Source organism: Paenibacillus dendrobii (assembly GCF_009807035.1).
In the GTDB taxonomy this organism is placed as follows: domain Bacteria; phylum Bacillota; class Bacilli; order Paenibacillales; family Paenibacillaceae; genus Paenibacillus_AQ; species Paenibacillus_AQ dendrobii.
On the sequence record NZ_WUBI01000003.1, the window covers coordinates 270,240 to 289,967 of the forward strand.

Here is a 19,728-nt window from a genome sequence, read left to right on the forward strand (position 1 = left end):
CCCCATTATAGCTGTGTTCTCCGCAAGCTTCAATGAGCGATGTCGATGAAAATTATTATTTGTTGCGAATTTCACAAAATGATCATCACCCCTTGCCTGCCACCTCATCCTCTTGTGGCATGTCCGCCAGTCAAATGCATGAATGCCCGCATATTCTCCAGGACATTCCTTCGATATATCAAAAAAACGTCCGCCTTTTCCGGCGGACGCTTTCCTTCGTTTTATGCCCCATGCTTCGGTATGGATGGCAGCTGCTTGCGCATATGCTCGACGAATACCTTCGCAAACACGGGATCCCACTGGGTTCCTCTACCCTCGTCCAGGATCAGGAGCGCAACCTGCGATGCCATCCCCTTGCGGTAAGGGCGGTCGGATGTCATAGCGTCATACGCATCGGCCACAGCGATGATCCGTCCCAGTACCGGAATATCTTCCCCAGCAAGTCCGTCCGGATAACCCTGGCCGTCGTACCGCTCATGATGGGAACGCACGCCGGGCAGCAGCACTGCCATGGCATCCTTCGGTTCGATCTGCAGGAGAATATTTTCCCCAAGGCCCGGATGCAGCTTGATCTGGTCGAACTCCTCTTCCGTCAGACGGCCTTCTTTGAGCAGAACCGTATCCCGGACGCCAATTTTTCCGATGTCATGCAACAAAGCGGATTTCCGGATGACCACCAATTCTTCCGGAGACATCCCGCAAAGCCTGCCGATGAGCTCCGAGTATTCAGCTACGCGAAGCGAATGGCCGGCAGTATAAGGATCACGCGCATCCAAAGCCACGGCCAGCGTAACGAAATAACTGTCCAGCATCGCTTGGCTCTGTTTTTCCCGCAATTCCAGAGCGCCCACCATCATATTGAATCCGTCAACCAGTTTAGAAAATTCATCCGAGTAAATGTTCTGGATCTTCGTCATGCGTCCATCCTTGATGTCGTTCATCGCATCATACAGCTTAGAGATCGGTCGCTCGATATCCAAGGTGATCAATCTTGCACCTGTGTAGGCGAAGGCAATGTCGATAATCAGAATAATACTGGCCCAGCCCCAGTAGTTCTGGAACATGGCACTGTCCAGGCTCTTCAGCCGGATTTGGGCAGCCAGACTGAACAGCAGCAGCGGCGAAATGCCCATCAGCATGGCGCTGACCAGAAATTTGGGACGGATGGACAAAAACACATGGCCGCCCGCATCCAGCTCCACTTGAAATTTTTCCTTCGCACTCATTTTCAATTCAAGCAGTAGAGGACGTATCGCAGCCGCCGTCAGAAAAAAATCGAACATGGCATGCATACCCGCCACGAGAAATGCTCCCATCGCCGCTATGGCCATATAAAAGCCGGGAAAGGTTAACAATCCCTTGTTCAGCATCCATGCTGTAAGCAGGATCGCCGGAATGGACAGGCCCAGCAGATGCGGTACAAGAATCCGATATACAGACAGCAGCGGTAGACGATGTGTCTGTATGTAAGCTTTTCTCAGCATATCCAGATCAGCATCCGATGACAGTATCCCCAGCCGAATAGGGTGTACATGGCGCGAGAATGCAACCAGCTCTGCTCCAGCCATGACGGCGAGCGAGGACAGAAGGATGAATACAAGACGTCTATATTCCTCCGAAGGCACGTCCAAAGTCGTCAGAACCATTGTACTGCCTACAACTAGAACGGCCAGTAGCGAACCAATCAGATAATTGCGTACCAATTTGTTCAGAAATGACCGGTAAAGCTTTTTAGCCCCGGAACAGGCAGATTCGGTATTCATACAACGAAGCCTTCCTTATCATAAAATAGCTATATAAAATGAACTAAAGCCCGTTCTGCCATTCTTCGATCTTATGCCGTTTATAAATGGAGAAACCTTGACTTTCTCTTCAGCTCAATCTATATGGTCCAATACTACTATAAATATCGGTCGAAAGACGGAAAATTGTGACAATAAACTGGCGAAACGTTTCGTTTCTCACAATTTTTTCGTCCTTTCTATGATATTTATCTGCTTTTTTGCAGTAAATTGTCTGAATATCTGCTGTTCCTAAGAAAAGAGGGCCACCTGAAAGGGGGGTAACACATATGGGGATCATATGATTTTTTTGTTCGCATTCTGCCTTACACATTCCATCCCTTGCCATTAACCTGGATTTATGATATTATTTAATATTGTAAGTTTCATTTAACCCCTTTCACGTTCCTCGCAAGAAGAATAACTCTTCGTGACCACGAAGTTTTAAATTCCTATTTTGAATAACCCAAACGAAGTATGAGTTTATGTAAAGACGAGATTCTGATTCACACTGGCGCGGTCATCGGAGCCGCAAGGACAAAAGAGAGGTAGGGCTTTTGTTGTTTTAGAAATGTCATTATTCTGTTCACCATATAAATTGAACTAAAGGGTAGATACCTTCCCTTTGTATTCATAACCTGACTCACAGCAGATGTAGAGTTAAACTTTAGTTCATTTTATATCACAAGAAAAACCAGGAACCGGCTGCAGTCTGTTGTTAGACTGTCAGGGGTTAAATAGTTGGCGTCATGCTGCGCCAGACCAAAAACACATAGAACCCCCGGAGAACTGCCAGCGGCAGCTTCCCGGGGGTTCGCCCATTTTTATACCTTATAGCCTTTAATCGGCGTTTTGATCGGTGCCCCTCTCTTCATGTACTCCAGAAGCGCTACCGGATCATTATCCATTCCTCCAGCGTTAACGCGATAGCCGATATATTGGCCCGGACTGTTAATCCCCTGCTTAACGGAGAACGTGACCTGTACACCAAGCTTTTGACAGATATCAATCACGGGTTTAGAGTATCCGCCGTAAGGAAAAGCAAGAATATTCCGCGTATTCCCGAGCTTTTGCCGGAGAATCTCATCGGATAGCCCCAAATCTCGAGTCACACGCGAAGTGTATTCCTGATCGGTTTCCACATGATGCAGCGTCTTATTATCCTCCGGTCCCATCAGCATCGGCTCTTGGCGATCCTTCCCTTTCCCCGCAATCCGGATATAGCCGTAGGCATGGGAATCATAGGTATGACTGTAAAAGTCGACTCCCGACCGGTGCATCGCCTGAACCTGCTGCCAGTCGAGCTTCGGAATGCCCGGATGCAGCTTGTTCCCTACCGTTGCAACAATCAGAAAACTCGTTGCGGGCACATGATATTGCTGCAAAATCGGATACACGTCCTGGTAGAACGTCTCGTATCCGTCATCAAACGTCAGCAGCACCGCATTATCCGGGACCGGCTGTTTTTTGGTAATGAAATCCGCATACTGGTCCATCGTAATCCAGTGGAAGCCATTCGCCTTCATAGCGTCCAACTGCTGCTTGAATACCTCCGTATCGAGACTCTTGCTGTTGGTGGGATGGGGCTGGACGTCGTGATACATTAGAACAATGACTTTATTTTTATAATATATTGCGTTAGGCGTTGGTTTGGTAGAGATAAAACCATGGACCCGGACTGCGCTGGTTCCATCCTTGCCATGGCTCGTGCGGGCTGGATGGTAAGCATAGGGTCCCTGTCTCCATAGAAACAAGGAGGCGATGAGCAATAAAATGCCAAGTGTGCTGTACTGGAGTGTCTTTTTGCGGCGCATGTCGTTCATAGCTCCTTTATCCGAAAAAATATTCGTTCTGGTCGGAGATACGTTCTCCACATGATAAACATACTCTGAAAATAAGGAGTGATGCAAATGCCCGATTACCGGATCATTGTCGACCTGTCTGACCGCATGCTCTACCTGCTGGACGGCGATCAAGTAACCAAATCGTATCCAGTTGGCATCGGCAAAATGCTGACGAGCACGCCGACAGGCGATTACCGCATTATCAACAAACAGCAGAATCCCGGAGGTCCATTTGGTGTCCTCTGGATGGGTCTGTCCAAGCCGCATTACGGCATCCATGGCACGAACGATCCAGCCTCCATCGGACACGAGGTCTCTCATGGGTGCATCCGTATGTATAATGAGGACGTATTGGATCTGTCAACCTACGTTCCCGTCGGTACCCGGGTCACCATCCGGCAGTAGCCTGCTGCAGTAACCCAGAGAAATCCCTGCCGGATGGCTTTCCGCAGGGATTTCTGACACTTTAATCATGCGCGATTCGGAAAGCGGGCATCTTACTTGGAACCGCCGGCGTTGTTCACCCGTATCCCGTTCTCATGCCGATACTGAATGACCAGCTGCCGCCAGTAATCATAGCTTCCCTTATCATCGGAAATAAACGGTTTGTAAAATTCATAAGCATCCTTCGCCCAAACCGGACAAGGCATGCTCTGCAAGCTATCCTGCTGCTTCATCCATTCGGATTGCTTCGCAACGGCAGCCTGCAGCGCTTCGAAGGCCGCCTTTTCTTCCTTCGTCATCGGTTCCCCCTCCTCCGATTTGGCATCGTATTGATACAGGTTATTTTGATCCATGATTTGAATCAGCTTATCCGCATACTGCGGGTCGGTTGCATATCCGGCCTTCGCCACCAACCGTGCAGCCGTTTTGCCGTCCGCGTTCAAGGCTCCCGCATAACGCCTGTCTCCGGCCACTCCGTTCACAATCAGGCGTGAATGGTCCTGGATGGACTCCCCCCAGCTGTGATACATTCGAAAATAAGCTTCTATTTGCACCAGCGTGCCCTTAATATATTCCGAGGTCAGCATGCGTATGCTGCCAGCCGGCCCCTCCCCCTTGATTCCAAACAAATTGTTCGCCTTGGCCGTAAGTCCACTGCCTCCCCAGGAGGACTCGAGTGCCGCCTGAGCGATCGTGAGCGAAGCCGGGACCCCCGTCTGAAGCTGGTCTGCTGTGGCAAGAGGCGCTATTTTCGCAATAAAATCAGCCCTATTCATCCCTCTTTCACCCCCTTTCTTCATCTGCTTCTATACAATGCAATCCTGCTTGGAGTGGCCTGTATGGACACACCTGCACAAGGGGGAGAACAAGCCCAATTTAACCTTTTACTACGTTTATTTGCGTATTCTCCGACGACTTCTTACAATAGAATCATATGGTTATGGAGGGTGAAAACATGAGTATGAATACCACTGAATGCAGCATTACATTGCAGGAGATTCAGCCTGGGATACAAGCCGTTCAAGCTGGGCCGGAGGATAAGGAGGCCGTGAACGCCCTTATGGTTCAGGCAGCGGCATGGCTGCAAAACAAGGGGTCCAAACAGTGGTATGAGCTTCTAGCCGGTGAAGACAGGCACGGGGTCACCGACGCGATTGACCGCGGCGATGTGTTTATTTTCAAGCAGAATGATATGCTGGCCGGAATGGTCATTCTCCAGCAGCATGCAAGCGATTGGGATAAGTCCTTGTGGGGAGAAGACGGCCATGAGCCTGCGGTCTATCTGCACCGTTTGGCCATTAATCGCGAGTTCGGCGGCAAACAGCTTGGCAGCGCCATTCTTCATTGGGCAGAGCATGGCGTCCGCTTTCCGGGCAAAGATCGGGTTCGGCTTGACTGCATTGCATCCGTACCTGCACTCAACCGCCTTTACAGCGGAGCAGGCTTTACATATAAGGGACAAACGCCAAGCGGCTTTAATCTATATGAGAAAATGCAGCCGTCAGCGGATTAGGCTCACCCCATTCTACAGGAACACAAAAAAGGCGGGCTCCTATCAAACGGAGGCCGCCTTTAACCTATGAAATATTAATGGGATGAATCGATGGAAAGGCCGATTTTATCCATGATATGCTGGCTTTCCTTGTTTATTCCAGCTACCATGACTCGTTTTCCCAAAGCTTCATACTTGCCCACCACTTTGGAAAGAGCATTGGTTGCCGATTGATCCCATAAATGAGAGCGGCTGAAATCGATCAGGATTCGCTCCGGGTCATTCTGATAATCAAACAACTGAATGAAATGCGACATTGTCCCAAAGAACAGTTGTCCTTCAATGCCGTACACCTTGATACCTTCTTCGCTTACCACCGCCGAAGCATGAATCCGGGCCATCTTCCATCCGAACCGGAGAGCACTCAGGATCACGCCCGTAACGACGCCCAAAGCCAGATTGGATGTGGCTACCACAATGGCAACCGTAACAACCATGACCACGGTATCTCCCAGAGGTACCTTGTTGAGTGTCCGTAAAGAATGCCAATCGAAGGTACCCACCGATACCATGACCATCACGCCAACAAGCGCAGCCATGGGAATGACTTTCACCACACTGCCCAGGACGATAATCAAGAACAGCAGGAACACGCCTGCCACAAACGTGGAGAGCCGGGAGCGTCCGCCGGATTTCACATTAATAACGGTCTGTCCGATCATGGCGCATCCTGCCATCCCGCCAAAGAAGCCGGTGATGATATTGGCAATACCTTGTCCTTTAATTTCACGGTTCTTGTTGCTTCCTGTATCCGTCAGCTCATCCACCAGATTGGCCGTGAGCAGCGATTCCGTCATCCCTACCACAGCCAAGGCCAGTGCATAAGGCAGAACGGTCAGAATCATATTAAAGGATAATGACACGGATGGAACATGGAATGAAGGCAAGGTCTGGGTAATGGCTCCCATATCCCCTACCGTTTTGACATCGGCATGCGTCAGTACCGAGACAATCGTCATGATGATAATCGCCATCAGCGCAGAAGGCACCGCCTTGGTCAATAGCGGGAACAGATAGATAATAAGCAGCGTTCCGGCAACCATCAGGTACATCATCCAGGTTGCATCCACGAAATTCGGCAGCTGTGCCATGAAAATCACGATTGCCAGCGCATTAACGAAACCCACAATGACCGGTTGTGGAACGAAGCTGATGAATCGGCCAAATTTCAGCGCCCCCATGAACCACTGCAATATCCCCGTTAATACGGTCGTTGCAAACAGATACTCTATCCCGTACTTTGCTACTATCGGTCCCATCAGGGAAGCCATAGCGCCAGTCGCCGCCGAAATCATTCCCGGACGCCCTCCGAAGAAGGAGATCGAAACCGCGATCAGAAATGAAGCATACAGTCCCACCATCGGGTCCACCCCGGCCATCAGCGAAAATGCAATTGCCTCCGGAATCAGCGCGAACGCAACGGTTAGCCCGGATAAAATATCTTTTCTGACATTACTTAAGAAGCCTTGCTTGATCCAATCTAAAACCAAAGAAATAACCCCTCCAATGATGTTTGGTTTAAAAACGTCCGCTCGTCTTTCCCTTACGATGAATGTCCTGCTCATGGCGCCCCACTCTCAGGTTTGCCGGGTCCGATTTTTCACTTTTTTCATTATAAGCATGAAAAGGAGCATTAACAAAACGTCATGTAAACGCTTCAAATTAATCCTATCGCCTCTATGCTTGTTCTATCTCTCTTTTGATCATCTTTTCAAAAAGATCTTCCCGCCTTTGCAGCTGAAAGACTGCATGATGACTTCTCCAGCTCATCCCATTACCGATGCATCCATAGAAATGAGCGATTCTCCCGTTGTTTCTATCACGAAACATCTTATGCCACCTGAATATATTAATAGAAACGAAGATGATATATAACATTTTCGTTTCTCCGCCTACCACTTGCTTCACCCAACATTCCCCTCGCTCGGCAAAAAACCTGCGGCCCGCTCATCCGCAGGTTTTTGCGTTTGAAGGGTTACCTCTAGATCAAAAACCCCTGATCTTACGCGATCAGGGGTTTGTTCCTATACAATAACAGAGAACGGGTTTGATATAACTAGCAGGATGACTGAATGGATCATTCTGCTGACTTACTCGACGGAGATGGACCCAACCGAGGAAGACAGCGTGATGAGCGGCCCACTGCCGTTGAGGTCGCTCTTGCCTCTGGGTGCGCCAGAAATAATGCCAAGGTCGCTATCCAGCTTCAGTGAGCAGGCAAGCGTTTCCTCCAGACTGGCATGTATGCTGCCCACATTGGTGTTAGCTTTGAGGCTGCTGCCTTTCTCCGCATCTTTAATGTTAAGCTGCAAGCTTCCAGCATCCGACTTGATGCTAGATTTGCCCATGATGCTTGCTCCATTCACTACGATTTTCCCGACATTATTCTCAACCTGATAGGAACCTTTAAGTTGGTCCATCGTTACTTCGCCAACATTATTAGCAATCTCAAAGCCGGTGATCGCTGCCGGAACCTCCACTTCATAGTCAATCTTAAATTCGGAGTATCCATATTTGGACTGACTCCAATCCCACAGGTCACGGTCTGAATGGCCCTTGGCATTCGTTACAATTTCCAGCTTGCCGTTTCGAGATACCAATGAAGTTTCGGCATTTTCCGCTATTTTCATGTACGATTTTTCATTTAGAAACCAGATGGTTGTCTTCACCGATACCGAGTTCCCCGTTCCTTGCACGATCTTGATGTTACCTACCTTATGGTCGATCTGAAGCACCGCTTCCGAACCGATATCGCGCTGTGAACTCAATTCGATCCGCTCCCCATCTTGTGTCAAATGTTCAGCGAAGTCATTGACGGTTCCCACCACCGTATTCCCGGCGGCAAATGCCACCTCTTGCGCGTCCTGCCTGACAGCCTGCGCGGCATCATTCACCAAATCACAACCTGAAAGGAGTATAGCTGAAAGCATCGTTCCGGCTCCGATCCATTTGTACGATATCCCCATATTCTTCCTTTACCCTCCAAATCGTATAAACCGAGTTTTCTTTAATCCTCTTATATCGCTGATTATGTATATTATCTATTATACGATTGGGGGATATTTCCACACCTAGCCGAAGACCAGTTTGATACTGGACCTTGGTCCAGGAAGCAGATGCGGATGACTTACGCCCATGGCAGGATTTAGCGAGGATCTATTTTATAGTGCTTCCATGTAAGGTTCCCATCTTGAATCGGGAGCTCCCTTCGTATCCTTATGTCTGCACGGACCTGATGTCTTCAAACCTGATCCACTGCCAGTCGTCTTCCTCCCGCAGCTTAATTTCCTTCAAATATGTATTAATCACCGTCACGAAGCCTCGAAGCTGGCTGGTTCCATGCGGAGTATCCACCGTCAAACGAATTTTGACATGCTTTTCAAGCGACAGGGAAAGCTCGCGTTCCATCAAAGGCCAATCCGGCGTGCCTTTCTGTTGTACGGCTGCATCCGTACCGACAATCTTTCCTGCTATATCCGAAGCCATCAAAGGGGATAGATGCTGTCTGTTCAAAATTATCATCTCCCATTACATTTTCAAGAACAAGTGTTCTTATTATACTCCAACTCCTGCTCTTTTGGCAATGTGAAAAAAGCCCTACTGCACAAAAAGTGGTACCCTTTCGTCCCTTTGACGAAAAAAGCGCAGCCCACTTTAGCGTGGACCGCGCATTTGTCATTCGATATCTTTCCAATGATTGCGTGCGAAGCTTCAACCTCGTTCCGGTACGGTTCTCTCACTGTTTTTGTTAAAGCCCGGGTCATATACGCTGAAAAAGGAAATACTTGATGTCTTCACATGGTGCTCGCTCAGTTCAACCCACTCTTCGCCTTTAAGCATTGCGATAACACCCGGAATGTCGTCCGTAATGATGTTTAATGACTCTCCGCCCACAAAATGAATCGTAACACTGCTGTCGCTCATGGCTTGCACCTCCAAAAATTGGCTTGTCACTTCAAGGAAGTATACCCCATTCCTTTATTTCTTATTTACACGGATTGGAGGGAGGGCAATCTTACTTAACCACAATCAATGCATTCTGCTATCATGAAATAGACCGGTATGTATTGATCCACTCTTCTTTTGCTTCTTTAATGACCCGCTCCGCCCCATCTACGGATCACATCCTGCATACAGTGCGTCCCGTTATATCTGACTTCCATCCCCGCAAGGCAGGAACTCACAACGATCATTTTCATCACCTCATGCAGCTATTATACAGGATGTGAAAGTCATCAACTTGCGAACTGTTCCAGGAATTTGACGTTTCTATTCATAAAAAAAGCACAGTCCATTTCATCATGAACCGCGCTTCGTATGAATGCTCTATAATCCCACTCCGCGCATGCGTCTTTACGTAATCTCTAGCTGCGATCCGGAATCTGTTGAGATCGAACCCATCCTCATTGCTGCTGCAAGTAAATTATTGATTATCACCAAACCAAATATTTAAAGTTCCTGTTCGCGTATCTGCCCAAGCGGTTACAAGACGTCCAGTCTGTGGGACAATCGCATTTCCAATGTAGTCGCCAATGAGAGGAAGGCCTGTGACGTTAAATGAGGTTGTCGTAATGCGGGTGTTAGTAAACGTGTTTCCTCCATCCCTGGACGTAGCAAGATAAACGTCAATATCAGGCGGATTCAGTCGGTTGGTGTAATAGGAAACAAACACCGCTCCATCCGTTGGGGAAACGGTAATAACCGGGAAGAAACTCTGGGATCCTACCGGACTGCCCGTAATAGGCATCGGTGCACCCCAGTCCACGCCGAAATTCGTGGAGATTGCGATGAAGATATCGGAGTAACCTTGCCGAAAGTCCTGCCACACGGAATAAACATTGCCTTGTGATGCTGGTGCGTTCGAGATGTCCGCTGCCATGGTAGGATACGTCAGACATCTGAATTGATATCCGGGTAGCGGCGAGGGAGGCGAAACTACCGGGGAGACCATGGTTTCAGTCTGGAATGTTACCCCCCCATCAAGTGACGTACGTATATTAAATTCGTTTCTTTGGGGGTTTTGGGTTATCCAACCTACAACAAGGATGCCGTTTAATGTGACGGCGATGCCTGGAAACTCTTCAAAATCAGCGATCGAAGACAGCAGACTGGGGCTCATGTAAGTGTCCCCCCCGTCTATAGAACGATTAAAGAATATCGTATTTCCCGGTATAAATTGCGTGTTGTAATCATGGGTATAACCGGTGTAGATGTTTCCAAAAAAAGGGCTCGATCCGGCCTTATCGGCGACAACCACCACCTGGTCATCATTGACAAACTGTCCAAATCCCTGGTTAACAATCACCGGAGGAGCAAATGAAGAAGCATTATCGTTAGAGGTGTAGGAGACGATCGAACCGCTGAGTCCATCCGAATCAAAAGCATGGGCTAATACAACAAATGAATTGGGAAAAAAGTAATCAATATGAGGCGCCTCGATACCCGCGAACCCGGCTGGTAACGGGAGTAACGTCGTGCTCCATGTTGCTCCTGCATCAATTGACTTGTACAAGCCGATATTCGGCGGTCCTGCACTGAGATCCACCGCTACTGCCACCATGACCGAGGGATTGAGCCAATTCACCGCAATGGTTGGCTCAAACTGAGCACTTGAACTTGGCGAGATTTGTATGTTGACCATGGTAACCTCCCTTGTTGCTATATTTTAGAAAGCTGCGGTTTTCATCACTTATGGGTTGAGCTGGGCAATTTGGGTGAGTTGTGTATTCAGCACTTTTTGATGAGGAATGACGTTCCCGGATGAATCCGTTCCGAATACCGTGATGACTGTATCTGTTGGAACCGTGCCTGTAACCAGAAATTGAACTTCGTAAGAAGTATTGCCAGCGATATTGAAACTAAGAATTTGTGCAGTATTGGCATTGACCGTCAGTGAATTGGAATATACCAGTGACTTGCTCACCAAGCTATTCCATACATAGACGTGATAAACCACGTTGGATGAAAAGCTAAGGTTATCATTGCTAATGTTAATGACAAGAGTCGATGCAGGGCTCGTTCCCGTATTCGTAATGATGCCTGTTGTTGTCGCCATGAACTCACAACCTTTCTATTCTTTTTTTATTACCATATGAGCCCCTCTTCCTTGTTGTGTGGACCATTTCAACAGCAAAGCGAACAAATCCGAAACATGAAGAATCAGCCTACCATTCGGCACAATACTAATGAGAATAATCTGCTTCTGATAGGATTCCGCCGATTGGAATATACGGGTTGGAATCGGTTTGCAAATATAAAAATACGCGGCCTCCGATTATATCGGACACCGCGCTTTAATTTAAGATGCTATAGATGCTTTCAGATATTGGCATGTGGTTAGAAGATCCGTTAGAAAAAGATGTTAGAAACATATTCGTCTCCAGAGGACCCAAAAATCAGTCTTGATCTCTTTCAGGTATGTGTTGATCATCTGACAAAGCCGTGCCGTGTCTGTCTCTGATCGATCATAGGTTATGGCCGCAGATCGTTAGCCGATTGCATTTTAATTTTTTACATAATTTTGGATGAGGAAAGTCAAAATACAAATGATGGTTTTCTGGTAGTCGTCTGAATGTTTTTGAATATTCAACTTTGATTTTCCCATTACGTAGCTTGCGTCACTATTGCTCTAATATAAGAAAGGAGGGCTTTATCGTGGCCTCAAACGTTGCCCATGCAGAAAGTACACTCTGGACACTTCAGAAAATAAAAAAGCTGTTTATCAAAAGTTCCGATGTTGTCATCAGAAAATACCGTATAAAAAAGGATGAACCCGCATCAGATGTTGTGTTGATCTATACCACCGGGCTTGCCGATTCCAGTAAAATAAGTCTCGTTGTTCTGCCTGAGCTTGAAGAGATGTATCATGATACTGGTTATTCTTCACAACAGGGTGACGTGATGTACGGCAAACTTCCACTCGTTCAATTTAAAAGTCCCATAACCGATCAGGCATTAGAGGATATGGTATATCAAGGCGAACTTGTATTGTTCTTTCCTCATAACAACGATCTGTATTCCATGGATATCAGTAGCATTCCCAAGCGTTCTCCTGAGGAGTCAAGCGTTGAAATATCCATTAAAGGTCCAAAGGACGGTTTTACCGAGGATTACGTCACGAATATAGCCCTTATTCGTAAACGGGTAAGAAGCAATTCGCTGTGCTGCGAAGAATCGATCCTGGGCAAACGTACCCGCACCAAAGTGGCCTTGATGTATTTTGACGATATCATCTCACCCGAAATCCTGGATGAGGTGCGAAAGCGTCTTTCGAAGATTGATATCGACGGTCTGTATTCCATCAACCAGTTGGAGGAACTGCTTGCCGATTCGAAATATTCACTCTTTCCACTTCTGGATTTTACGGGACGCCCGGATTATGTAATGACCTGCCTCTTAAGCGGCCGTTTTGTTATGATCATCGATGGTAACCCGATGGTATTAATCGGACCCGGGACGCTCTCGCTCCTGATGAAATCTCCAGAGGATGTTCACTTCAACTATATCTATGTTTCTTTTGTAAGACTGATCCGCGGCTTAAGTTTGCTGTTGTCCATCATTCTGCCTTCCTTCTGGGTTGCATTGGCCGCTTTCCATCAGGATCAAATTCCATTTCGGCTTATGGCAACCATAGCAACGGCCAGACTCGGGCTTCCTCTTTCGGCCCAAATGGAGTTATTTCTCCTGCTTGTCCTACTGGAAATATTCAGGGAGGCTGGCGTCAGGCTTCCAAAATCCATTGGTCAAACATTGACGGTCATTGGTGGATTAATCATTGGCGATGCTGCTATCCGTTCTGGATTTGTTTCCCCCTCTTCCGTTGTCGTCGGATCTATCACAGCAGTTGCGGGGGCAACGCTGGTGAATCAAACCTTGAGCTCTGTCGCCAGTACCATCCGATTTGGTCTGTTTTTTGTTTCCTCCTTCTTGGGTATGTACGGCTTGATTCTCGGGATCATTCTTCTGTTGGTCTATATTTCAAGACTCCGGACCTTTGGAATCCCATATTTGGCCCCGTTATCACCGATGCTTCCCAAGGATATTTTAGAATCCTTATTACGGGTTCCATGGAAATCACTCAAAAAAAGACCTACGTCACTAAAAACTGTTGATTCCGATCATCATGGAGAGAATCCTTCATGACCATAAAATGGAGCAAAACTAAGTCTCCATGGCCTCTTCAACAAAAAAGACGCGGCTTCCGAAACTCGGAATACCGCGCCCTGTAAGGCTTTTGAAAGATGCTGGTGAAGGGAATTGAACCCCCGGCCTACGCATTACGAGTGCGTTGCTCTACCCCTGAGCTACACCAGCTTAAAACAAATCATTTCATTTAGATGCAACCAACGAAACAAAAACTATTATACAACTTTCATTTCAAAATGCAATACTTGTCCCATTGGAACTTATTGCAGCTTCGACCGCACCGATTGCAGTTTCTGCTCACTGGAAGCTGCTTTATCGCGTCTATCATCGATTTTGACGGAAGTGGACACCCGCTGCGCTCCCGACATGAAAGGTGCGTCATGCAATGCTGAAATAGCCTTCCATACCTCTTCCAGCGGTCCCTCAATGATCGTACTCATCGAAGTCAGCTGATAGCTGATTCCCTGCTGGGATGCCAGCACCCTCTGCATATCCGCCACATAGGCGCTTAGACTTGTCGTCGCTGTTCCGATCGGAATGACCGTGACTTCTGCAATTGCCATGTTTTTTCCTCCCTATCCCCTATATTTAGACAATCCCGTGATCTTCTGCGGACTCTTTCCTTATTGTATCCAACTACGGAAAAGATAGCAAAGTCCCAAGTCTTCACCAAAAATTTTTTTTATCGCGCCACATCTGCTTTTTTGCCCTTAAAGGGGCATTTTCGGACATTTTTCGGGTCCATCCCTTCACCCTCATAGTAGCAAATAGACCGCTTCTCTGCTATAATTCATCTTGCTTGTCTTTTTGATTTTTGTGTTTACAAACACAACATATTGGGTTAAATTAATAAAGCAATAACCAAATATAGTAGAGACGGGTGAATCAGGCTTCAAACAGCCCATGGTTCCTAATAGGGAAGAACGGTGTAAATCCGTCACGGTCCCGCCACTGTAACCGGACAGCCGGAAGGATTTCAGCTTCGGCAAAAATCGGCAGATGCCACTGTAAGCATAGCCTTACGGGAAGGCGCCAATATAAGCTCCGGGAGTCAGGAGACCTGCCTGTTTCGTTGCACAAAATACCTACGAGGAATAGGAAACGTGTTGTCATGAACATGTCTACATATAGTGTGTAGATATATTCTTTTGCGCCCATTTTTAGGGCCTATAAGAATGGCATGCAGCATTTTCGGCCTCACAATAGGAAAGGTCGCCGGAAATGCTTTTTATATGGCATCGGCACCTCCTCAAAAAGAGCGTTTGCTCTCCAATCGTTTTATTTTACTTATTTCACCCATATTATCTCATTTTTGAAAGGAGAACTGCACATGCCTCAGCTCGTGACCAAACCGAACAATCGTCAGCTGGCTTTCGATGAAATCCGTCTCTCCGTTTACGCGGACCGCGTTCTGGAAGGATTGGAGACGCTGGATAAGGAACGCCTGCTTCGCGGTGTAACCAGCAAACTGCGCCGGGAGGAAGTTACCGGCGATGAAATCAGCAATGCTTTTACGATGTCGGCACTTGAGCTTGTAACGAAGGAGGAGCCGGCCTGGAAATTCGCAGCAGCCCGCTCCCTACTGACTTCTTTATATAAAAAAGCAGCGTACAACCGCCGCTATAAAGCATACCCTGATGAACCATATGGTGCCCTCTATCCTCTCATTTCCGAGCTGGTGCAAAAAGGCATCTACCGGGAAGAGCTTCTGGAATGCTACACCAAAGAACAGATTGAAGAGCTTGGAAAATGCATCGATCATAGCCGTGACTTGTTGTTTGACTACATAGGTCTTCTCACCTTGTCCGACCGCTACCTCGCCCGTGATTTCGACGGTCGTGTCATGGAACTTCCTCAGGAACGTTATATGATCATTGCCATGTACCTGATGCACACCGAACCAGCCGAGAAACGGATGGAACTTGTCAAAGAAGCCTACTGGGCCATGAGCAACATTTATATGACTGCAGCAACTCCGACGATGTCCAATGCCGGTAAAAAGGTTGCCGGACAGCTTTCCAGCTGCTTTATCGATACCGTGGACGACTCGCTCGAAGGTATCTTCGATTCCAACACCGACGTTGCGCGTCTCAGTAAAATGGGCGGCGGCATCGGCGTTTACCTTGGCAAGGTTCGTGCCCGCGGATCGGATATCCGTGGCCATAAAAATACCAGCTCCGGCGTCATTCCTTGGATCCGCCAGCTGAACAACACCGCGGTCAGCGTTGACCAGCTCGGAACGCGCAAAGGTGCGGTTGCCGTTTATCTGGATGTGTTCCATAAAGACATCCTGGCCTTCCTGGATCTCAAGCTGAACAACGGTGACGAACGCATGAGAGCGCATGACGTGTTCCACGGCGTATGTATTCCTGACTTGTTCATGGAGGCTGTTCAAGAGCGTCACGAGTGGAACCTCTTCTGTCCGCATGAAGTGAAAAAAGTAATGGGCTGGAAGGATGAAAAAGGTACGCCGCTCGGCCTTGAGGATTTCTATGATGAGACTGTTGGACAAGGCGAATTCCGCGAAAAATATGCTGAAGCCGTTGCCCATCCGCTGCTCTCCCGCATCACCGTGCCTGCCATCGACATTATGAAGCGCGTCATGAAGTCCCAACTCGAGACCGGTACGCCTTACATGTTCTACCGCGACACGGTGAACCGTTCGAATCCGAACAGAGCACATGGTATGGTGTATTCCTCCAACCTGTGTACGGAAATCATGCAGAACCAGTCCGCAACCGTGGTGGAAAAAGAAGAGCTCGTGACGAAGGACGGACAGACCCGCATCGTGATCTCCAAAATTCCTGGCGATTTCGTGGTGTGCAACCTGAACTCCATCCATCTGGCGCGCGCTGTGCCGGCAGACGTGCTTGAGCGTCTGATTCCGATCCAAGTACGCATGCTGGACAACGTCATCGATATCAACAATATCGAAGTGCTTCAAGCTCAATACACGAACAGCCAATACCGCGCTGTGGGTCTGGGTACGTTCGGACTGCATCACCTCCTCGCACTCGAAGGTATCCGCTGGGAGTCCGACGCAGCCGTGGAATATAACGATAACCTGTACGAAAAAATTAACTACCTGCTCGTCCGCTCCAGCATGGAGCTGGCCAAGGAAAAGGGCCGTTACGCGAAATTCGAGGGCTCTGATTGGGAAAGCGGCGCTTACTTCACCAGCCGCGGTTATGTAGACGGCGAGCATGTTGGCAAATTCGTGACGACCGAGCAGTGGAAAGAACTTCAGCAGGAAGTTCAAAAGAACGGCGTCCGCAACGCTTGGCTGTTCGCCATCGCGCCAAACGGCTCGACTTCGATCATTGCCGGTTCTACCGCAAGTATCGATCCGCTCTATGATCTGCTGTCTTACGAAGAGAAAACAACATACAAAATCGCCAATCCGGCTCCGGATCTGTCCGAGAAGACGATTTGGTACTATAAAACGGCCTTCATGATTGATCAGAACTGGTCCATCAAGATGGCTTCGGCCCGCCAGCGTCACGTTGACCAGGGACAAAGTTTCAACCTGTACGTTCGTCCGGACATCCGTGCATCTGATTTCCTTGAGCTGCACCTGCATGCCTGGAGTGCCGGCATCAAATCGACGTACTATGTGCGCAGCCGCGCGCTGACGATTGAGGAATGTGAGTCTTGCGCATCGTAAAGTTTAAGAAAAATTCTTTTTTTCCATCCCTCCCAAACCCTCCCTTACTAAGGGAGGGCCCCGAGGGCTCTGCCCTCTGGACACCCGAAAGTTTGGTGGAGATAGGGTATATAGTGCTTGCAAGTGACGACGTGCTAGGAGCGCTTTCGTCCCCCGCTTGTTGCTTTGCAACATCGCTACGGGACACGCTGTAATTTTACTTGCAATAAAAACAATAACTACGCCAGGCCTCCCTGTTTTGCTTCGCAAAATGCGGTCGGCCTCGGCTTGTTTTTTTCAAAACACGAATCTTAACAAATAGAACCAGTAAAACATTACAAACAGATAGCAATATCCTCATACGATCACAACATCATGCCGATGTTGATATAGATGCTTTTACAACTTAACCATTAAGGAGTGAACGGACGGTGCAATTACAGAAAATTTTCAATACCGAAGCGCCAAACCAATCTACAAAAATTATCGAAGGCGAATGCTCAGGTATCCTGAACTGGAACGATATCCGCATGCCTCATATGTATAAATTGTACAAGGTTCTTTTGCTCAACCACTGGATTGCGGATGAAATTCCGATGTCCAAAGACGCGCAGCAGTTTCCTCTTCTCGACGCGGAAGAGCAGCGCACTTTCAAGATTAATATCTCTCTGCTCGCGGTTCTGGATTCCATGCAAACGATGTTTGTCGGCGACGTAAAACGTTACTTCACGGACTCCTCTCTGGAAGCCATCTCGGCGATTATCGGACAACAAGAGGTTGTCCATAACCAATCGTATTCGTACGTGCTTTCTTCCATCGTGTCGGAGCAGGAACAAAAAGAGATCTTCGAATACTGGAAGCATGATCCGGTTCTTCTTGACCGCAACCGTTTCATCTCCGAAATTTATCAGGAATTCCGCGATGAGCAATCGCCGCAGACCTTCTTCCGCGCGCTTGTGGCTGACCTGATTCTGGAGGGTATTTTCTTCTACAGTACCTTCGCCTTCTTCTACAACCTGGCACGCGACCAGAAGATGATGGCAACCAGCCAGATGATTTCGTACATTCAACGCGACGAGAATCAGCATTGCTACTTCTTCGCCGAAGTGTTCAAACAGCTGCTGAAGGACTTCCCTGAGCTGAACACGCCGGAAAACATGGACTACGTCTACCGCACCATCGACCGCGCGGTTGAGCTCGAAACGAACTGGGCGCATTATACGCTCAGCAACAACCGCGGCATCGACTTGAACGAGCTGTCTGACTACATCAAATACATCGCCAACAAGCGTCTGAAATTGATGGGTCTGGAAAAAGGATACGAAGGCGTCGACTCCAACTGCATGCCTTGGATCCGTCCGTTCTCCGATGAAGCGCTGAACGCCACCAAAACCGACTTCTTCGAAGCCAAGTCCCGCAACTACGGTAAAGTCGGCGACGACAACGGATTTGACGATCTGTAAGAAACCGAAATCATATATTTCCCGTTCTCATTCAAAAGCACCTGTGATCTTCCTAGATCACAGGTGCTTTGTTGTAGTTGGGCCAGAAGGACCGAACGGAGCTGCCCCGCCTTCTACTGAATCTGAACTCGCAGGCTCCCTATTAAGGCCGTACAGGCTTCGGGACCGTCTACCCCGGCATTCCCCTCCGAGCGCATGAGGCTGCGCCGTCCCAGCTCTGCAGAGAGCTCTTCCAGCGCAGTATCCAGCCTTTCTATAAGCTCTGAAGCAAGTATCATTTCTCCGGAACTGATCCGTGTAATCTGAGTATCGACCGTAAAAACCCCGCCGAGAATATGCCTGGCTCCCATTGCGGACAACACCGGCTTCAAGGCATAGTCCATCGCGAGCAAATGCGCCAGACTGCCACCGATCAAGAGGGGCAATATCATTTTTCCGGCAAGTCCCTTTTGCGGGACCGTATCCAAAAAAGTCTTGAGCAGTCCCGTATACGAGGCCTGAAATACCGGACTGGCGATGATGACGGCATCCGCTTCTGCAAGCGTACGATTAGCGGAAGCGATCTCTTTGCTATCGATCCGGGCCAAAATGAGATCCTCGGCCGGCAGCTTGACCACATCGATCCGGTGGAGCGGATGTCCTTTTTTCAAAGCATAATCCTCCGCATACCGCACGACCCCCATCAGCCGTGAAGTTAGCGAAGGACCTCCGTTCAGGATGACTATACTACGCAACAGTAAACACCTCTTTTTTCGGCTGCTGTATGACCGCATTACCTGTCTGTAATGCTTCTCCTTCCTTACTATAAGCAGACATGGCTGCATAGGTTCCTTGTTCCCTCCAGTCATGTTCGGCG

At 48.3% G+C, this 19,728-nt stretch carries 16 protein-coding genes, 1 tRNA gene and 1 riboswitch; of the genes, 5 read left to right on the forward strand and 12 right to left on the reverse strand.

Annotated features, from left to right (window positions below):
- Positions 1-221: 221 nt before the first annotated feature.
- On the reverse strand, positions 222-1,763 hold the full coding sequence (locus tag GRF59_RS19390) for an HD-GYP domain-containing protein (protein WP_160499368.1): 1,542 nt from the start codon (positions 1,761-1,763) through the stop codon (positions 222-224).
- A gap of 842 nt (positions 1,764-2,605) precedes the next feature.
- A complete protein-coding gene (locus GRF59_RS19395) occupies positions 2,606-3,595 on the reverse strand; it encodes a polysaccharide deacetylase family protein (protein WP_160499369.1) in 990 nt (329 codons plus the stop codon).
- A 96-nt stretch (positions 3,596-3,691) separates the two neighbouring features.
- Here GRF59_RS19395 and GRF59_RS19400 point away from each other — a divergent pair, with 96 nt between their 5' ends.
- Positions 3,692-4,030, forward strand: a complete 339-nt coding sequence (locus GRF59_RS19400) for a L,D-transpeptidase (RefSeq protein WP_160499370.1) — start codon at positions 3,692-3,694, stop codon at positions 4,028-4,030.
- A gap of 92 nt (positions 4,031-4,122) precedes the next feature.
- On the opposite strand, the gene GRF59_RS19405 is transcribed toward GRF59_RS19400, so the two are convergent.
- Positions 4,123-4,845: a glycoside hydrolase family 73 protein gene (locus GRF59_RS19405; RefSeq protein ID WP_160499371.1), complete on the reverse strand. Its 723-nt coding sequence runs from the start codon at positions 4,843-4,845 to the stop codon at positions 4,123-4,125.
- 179 nt (positions 4,846-5,024) lie between these two features.
- Here GRF59_RS19405 and GRF59_RS19410 point away from each other — a divergent pair, with 179 nt between their 5' ends.
- Positions 5,025-5,582: a GNAT family N-acetyltransferase gene (locus GRF59_RS19410; protein WP_237391924.1), complete on the forward strand. Its 558-nt coding sequence runs from the start codon at positions 5,025-5,027 to the stop codon at positions 5,580-5,582.
- Between the two features lie 74 nt (positions 5,583-5,656).
- Here GRF59_RS19410 and GRF59_RS19415 read toward each other — a convergent pair whose 3' ends face one another.
- The 6 genes from GRF59_RS19415 to GRF59_RS19445 all read right to left on the reverse strand — a co-directional run bounded on the left by GRF59_RS19415 (position 5,657) and on the right by GRF59_RS19445 (position 11,676).
- Positions 5,657-7,111, reverse strand: coding sequence for a SulP family inorganic anion transporter (locus tag GRF59_RS19415; protein WP_237391925.1), 1,455 nt, complete (start codon positions 7,109-7,111; stop codon positions 5,657-5,659).
- 600 nt (positions 7,112-7,711) lie between these two features.
- Positions 7,712-8,587: a DUF4097 family beta strand repeat-containing protein gene (locus tag GRF59_RS19420; RefSeq protein ID WP_160499373.1), complete on the reverse strand. Its 876-nt coding sequence runs from the start codon at positions 8,585-8,587 to the stop codon at positions 7,712-7,714.
- A 250-nt stretch (positions 8,588-8,837) separates the two neighbouring features.
- Positions 8,838-9,134: a YolD-like family protein gene (locus tag GRF59_RS19425; RefSeq protein WP_160499374.1), complete on the reverse strand. Its 297-nt coding sequence runs from the start codon at positions 9,132-9,134 to the stop codon at positions 8,838-8,840.
- A gap of 198 nt (positions 9,135-9,332) precedes the next feature.
- Positions 9,333-9,545, reverse strand: coding sequence for a hypothetical protein (locus tag GRF59_RS19430; protein ID WP_160499375.1), 213 nt, complete (start codon positions 9,543-9,545; stop codon positions 9,333-9,335).
- 499 nt (positions 9,546-10,044) lie between these two features.
- Positions 10,045-11,262: an exo-alpha-sialidase gene (locus tag GRF59_RS19440; protein WP_160499376.1), complete on the reverse strand. Its 1,218-nt coding sequence runs from the start codon at positions 11,260-11,262 to the stop codon at positions 10,045-10,047.
- 48 nt (positions 11,263-11,310) lie between these two features.
- The gene (locus GRF59_RS19445) at positions 11,311-11,676 is read right to left on the reverse strand and encodes a hypothetical protein (RefSeq protein ID WP_160499377.1); all 366 of its coding nucleotides are present in this window, start codon (positions 11,674-11,676) and stop codon (positions 11,311-11,313) included.
- A 599-nt stretch (positions 11,677-12,275) separates the two neighbouring features.
- Here GRF59_RS19445 and GRF59_RS19450 point away from each other — a divergent pair.
- On the forward strand, positions 12,276-13,763 hold the full coding sequence (locus tag GRF59_RS19450) for a spore germination protein (protein ID WP_160499378.1): 1,488 nt from the start codon (positions 12,276-12,278) through the stop codon (positions 13,761-13,763).
- A 99-nt stretch (positions 13,764-13,862) separates the two neighbouring features.
- On the opposite strand, the gene GRF59_RS19455 is transcribed toward GRF59_RS19450, so the two are convergent.
- Together GRF59_RS19455 and GRF59_RS19460 are read right to left on the reverse strand one after the other, a co-directional pair.
- Positions 13,863-13,934: transfer RNA gene (locus GRF59_RS19455), tRNA-Thr, on the reverse strand.
- Positions 13,935-14,026: 92 nt separating this feature from the next.
- Entirely contained in the window at positions 14,027-14,329 is a 303-nt protein-coding gene (locus GRF59_RS19460; RefSeq protein WP_160499379.1) for an MTH1187 family thiamine-binding protein, read from the reverse strand.
- Positions 14,330-14,627: 298 nt separating this feature from the next.
- Positions 14,628-14,848, forward strand: a riboswitch (cobalamin riboswitch).
- Between the two features lie 248 nt (positions 14,849-15,096).
- Here GRF59_RS19460 and GRF59_RS19465 point away from each other — a divergent pair.
- Both GRF59_RS19465 and GRF59_RS19470 read left to right on the forward strand, forming a co-directional pair.
- The gene (locus GRF59_RS19465) at positions 15,097-17,430 is read left to right on the forward strand and encodes a ribonucleoside-diphosphate reductase subunit alpha (RefSeq protein WP_160499380.1); all 2,334 of its coding nucleotides are present in this window, start codon (positions 15,097-15,099) and stop codon (positions 17,428-17,430) included.
- A 410-nt stretch (positions 17,431-17,840) separates the two neighbouring features.
- Positions 17,841-18,872: a ribonucleotide-diphosphate reductase subunit beta gene (locus GRF59_RS19470; RefSeq protein ID WP_160499381.1), complete on the forward strand. Its 1,032-nt coding sequence runs from the start codon at positions 17,841-17,843 to the stop codon at positions 18,870-18,872.
- A gap of 113 nt (positions 18,873-18,985) precedes the next feature.
- Here GRF59_RS19470 and ssuE read toward each other — a convergent pair whose 3' ends face one another.
- Positions 18,986-19,606 carry an NADPH-dependent FMN reductase gene (ssuE, locus tag GRF59_RS19475; protein ID WP_160499382.1) on the reverse strand — a complete coding sequence of 207 codons (621 nt, stop codon included), beginning with the start codon at positions 19,604-19,606 and terminating at the stop codon, positions 18,986-18,988.
- Between the last annotated feature and the right edge of the window lie 122 nt (positions 19,607-19,728).

Excerpts from the sequence above, each read along its gene's own strand:
- GRF59_RS19390 (WP_160499368.1), bottom strand. The coding sequence starts at position 1,763 with ATGAATACCGAATCTGCCTGTTCCGGGGCTAAAAAGCTTTACCGGTCA.
- GRF59_RS19395 (WP_160499369.1), bottom strand. The coding sequence starts at position 3,595 with ATGCGCCGCAAAAAGACACTCCAGTACAGCACACTTGGCATTTTATTG.
- GRF59_RS19400 (WP_160499370.1), top strand. The coding sequence starts at position 3,692 with ATGCCCGATTACCGGATCATTGTCGACCTGTCTGACCGCATGCTCTAC.
- GRF59_RS19405 (WP_160499371.1), bottom strand. The coding sequence starts at position 4,845 with ATGAATAGGGCTGATTTTATTGCGAAAATAGCGCCTCTTGCCACAGCA.
- GRF59_RS19410 (WP_237391924.1), top strand. The coding sequence starts at position 5,025 with ATGAGTATGAATACCACTGAATGCAGCATTACATTGCAGGAGATTCAG.
- GRF59_RS19420 (WP_160499373.1), bottom strand. The coding sequence starts at position 8,587 with ATGGGGATATCGTACAAATGGATCGGAGCCGGAACGATGCTTTCAGCT.
- GRF59_RS19430 (WP_160499375.1), bottom strand. The coding sequence starts at position 9,545 with ATGAGCGACAGCAGTGTTACGATTCATTTTGTGGGCGGAGAGTCATTA.
- GRF59_RS19440 (WP_160499376.1), bottom strand. The coding sequence starts at position 11,262 with ATGGTCAACATACAAATCTCGCCAAGTTCAAGTGCTCAGTTTGAGCCA.
- GRF59_RS19445 (WP_160499377.1), bottom strand. The coding sequence starts at position 11,676 with ATGGCGACAACAACAGGCATCATTACGAATACGGGAACGAGCCCTGCA.
- GRF59_RS19460 (WP_160499379.1), bottom strand. The coding sequence starts at position 14,329 with ATGGCAATTGCAGAAGTCACGGTCATTCCGATCGGAACAGCGACGACA.
- GRF59_RS19465 (WP_160499380.1), top strand. The coding sequence starts at position 15,097 with ATGCCTCAGCTCGTGACCAAACCGAACAATCGTCAGCTGGCTTTCGAT.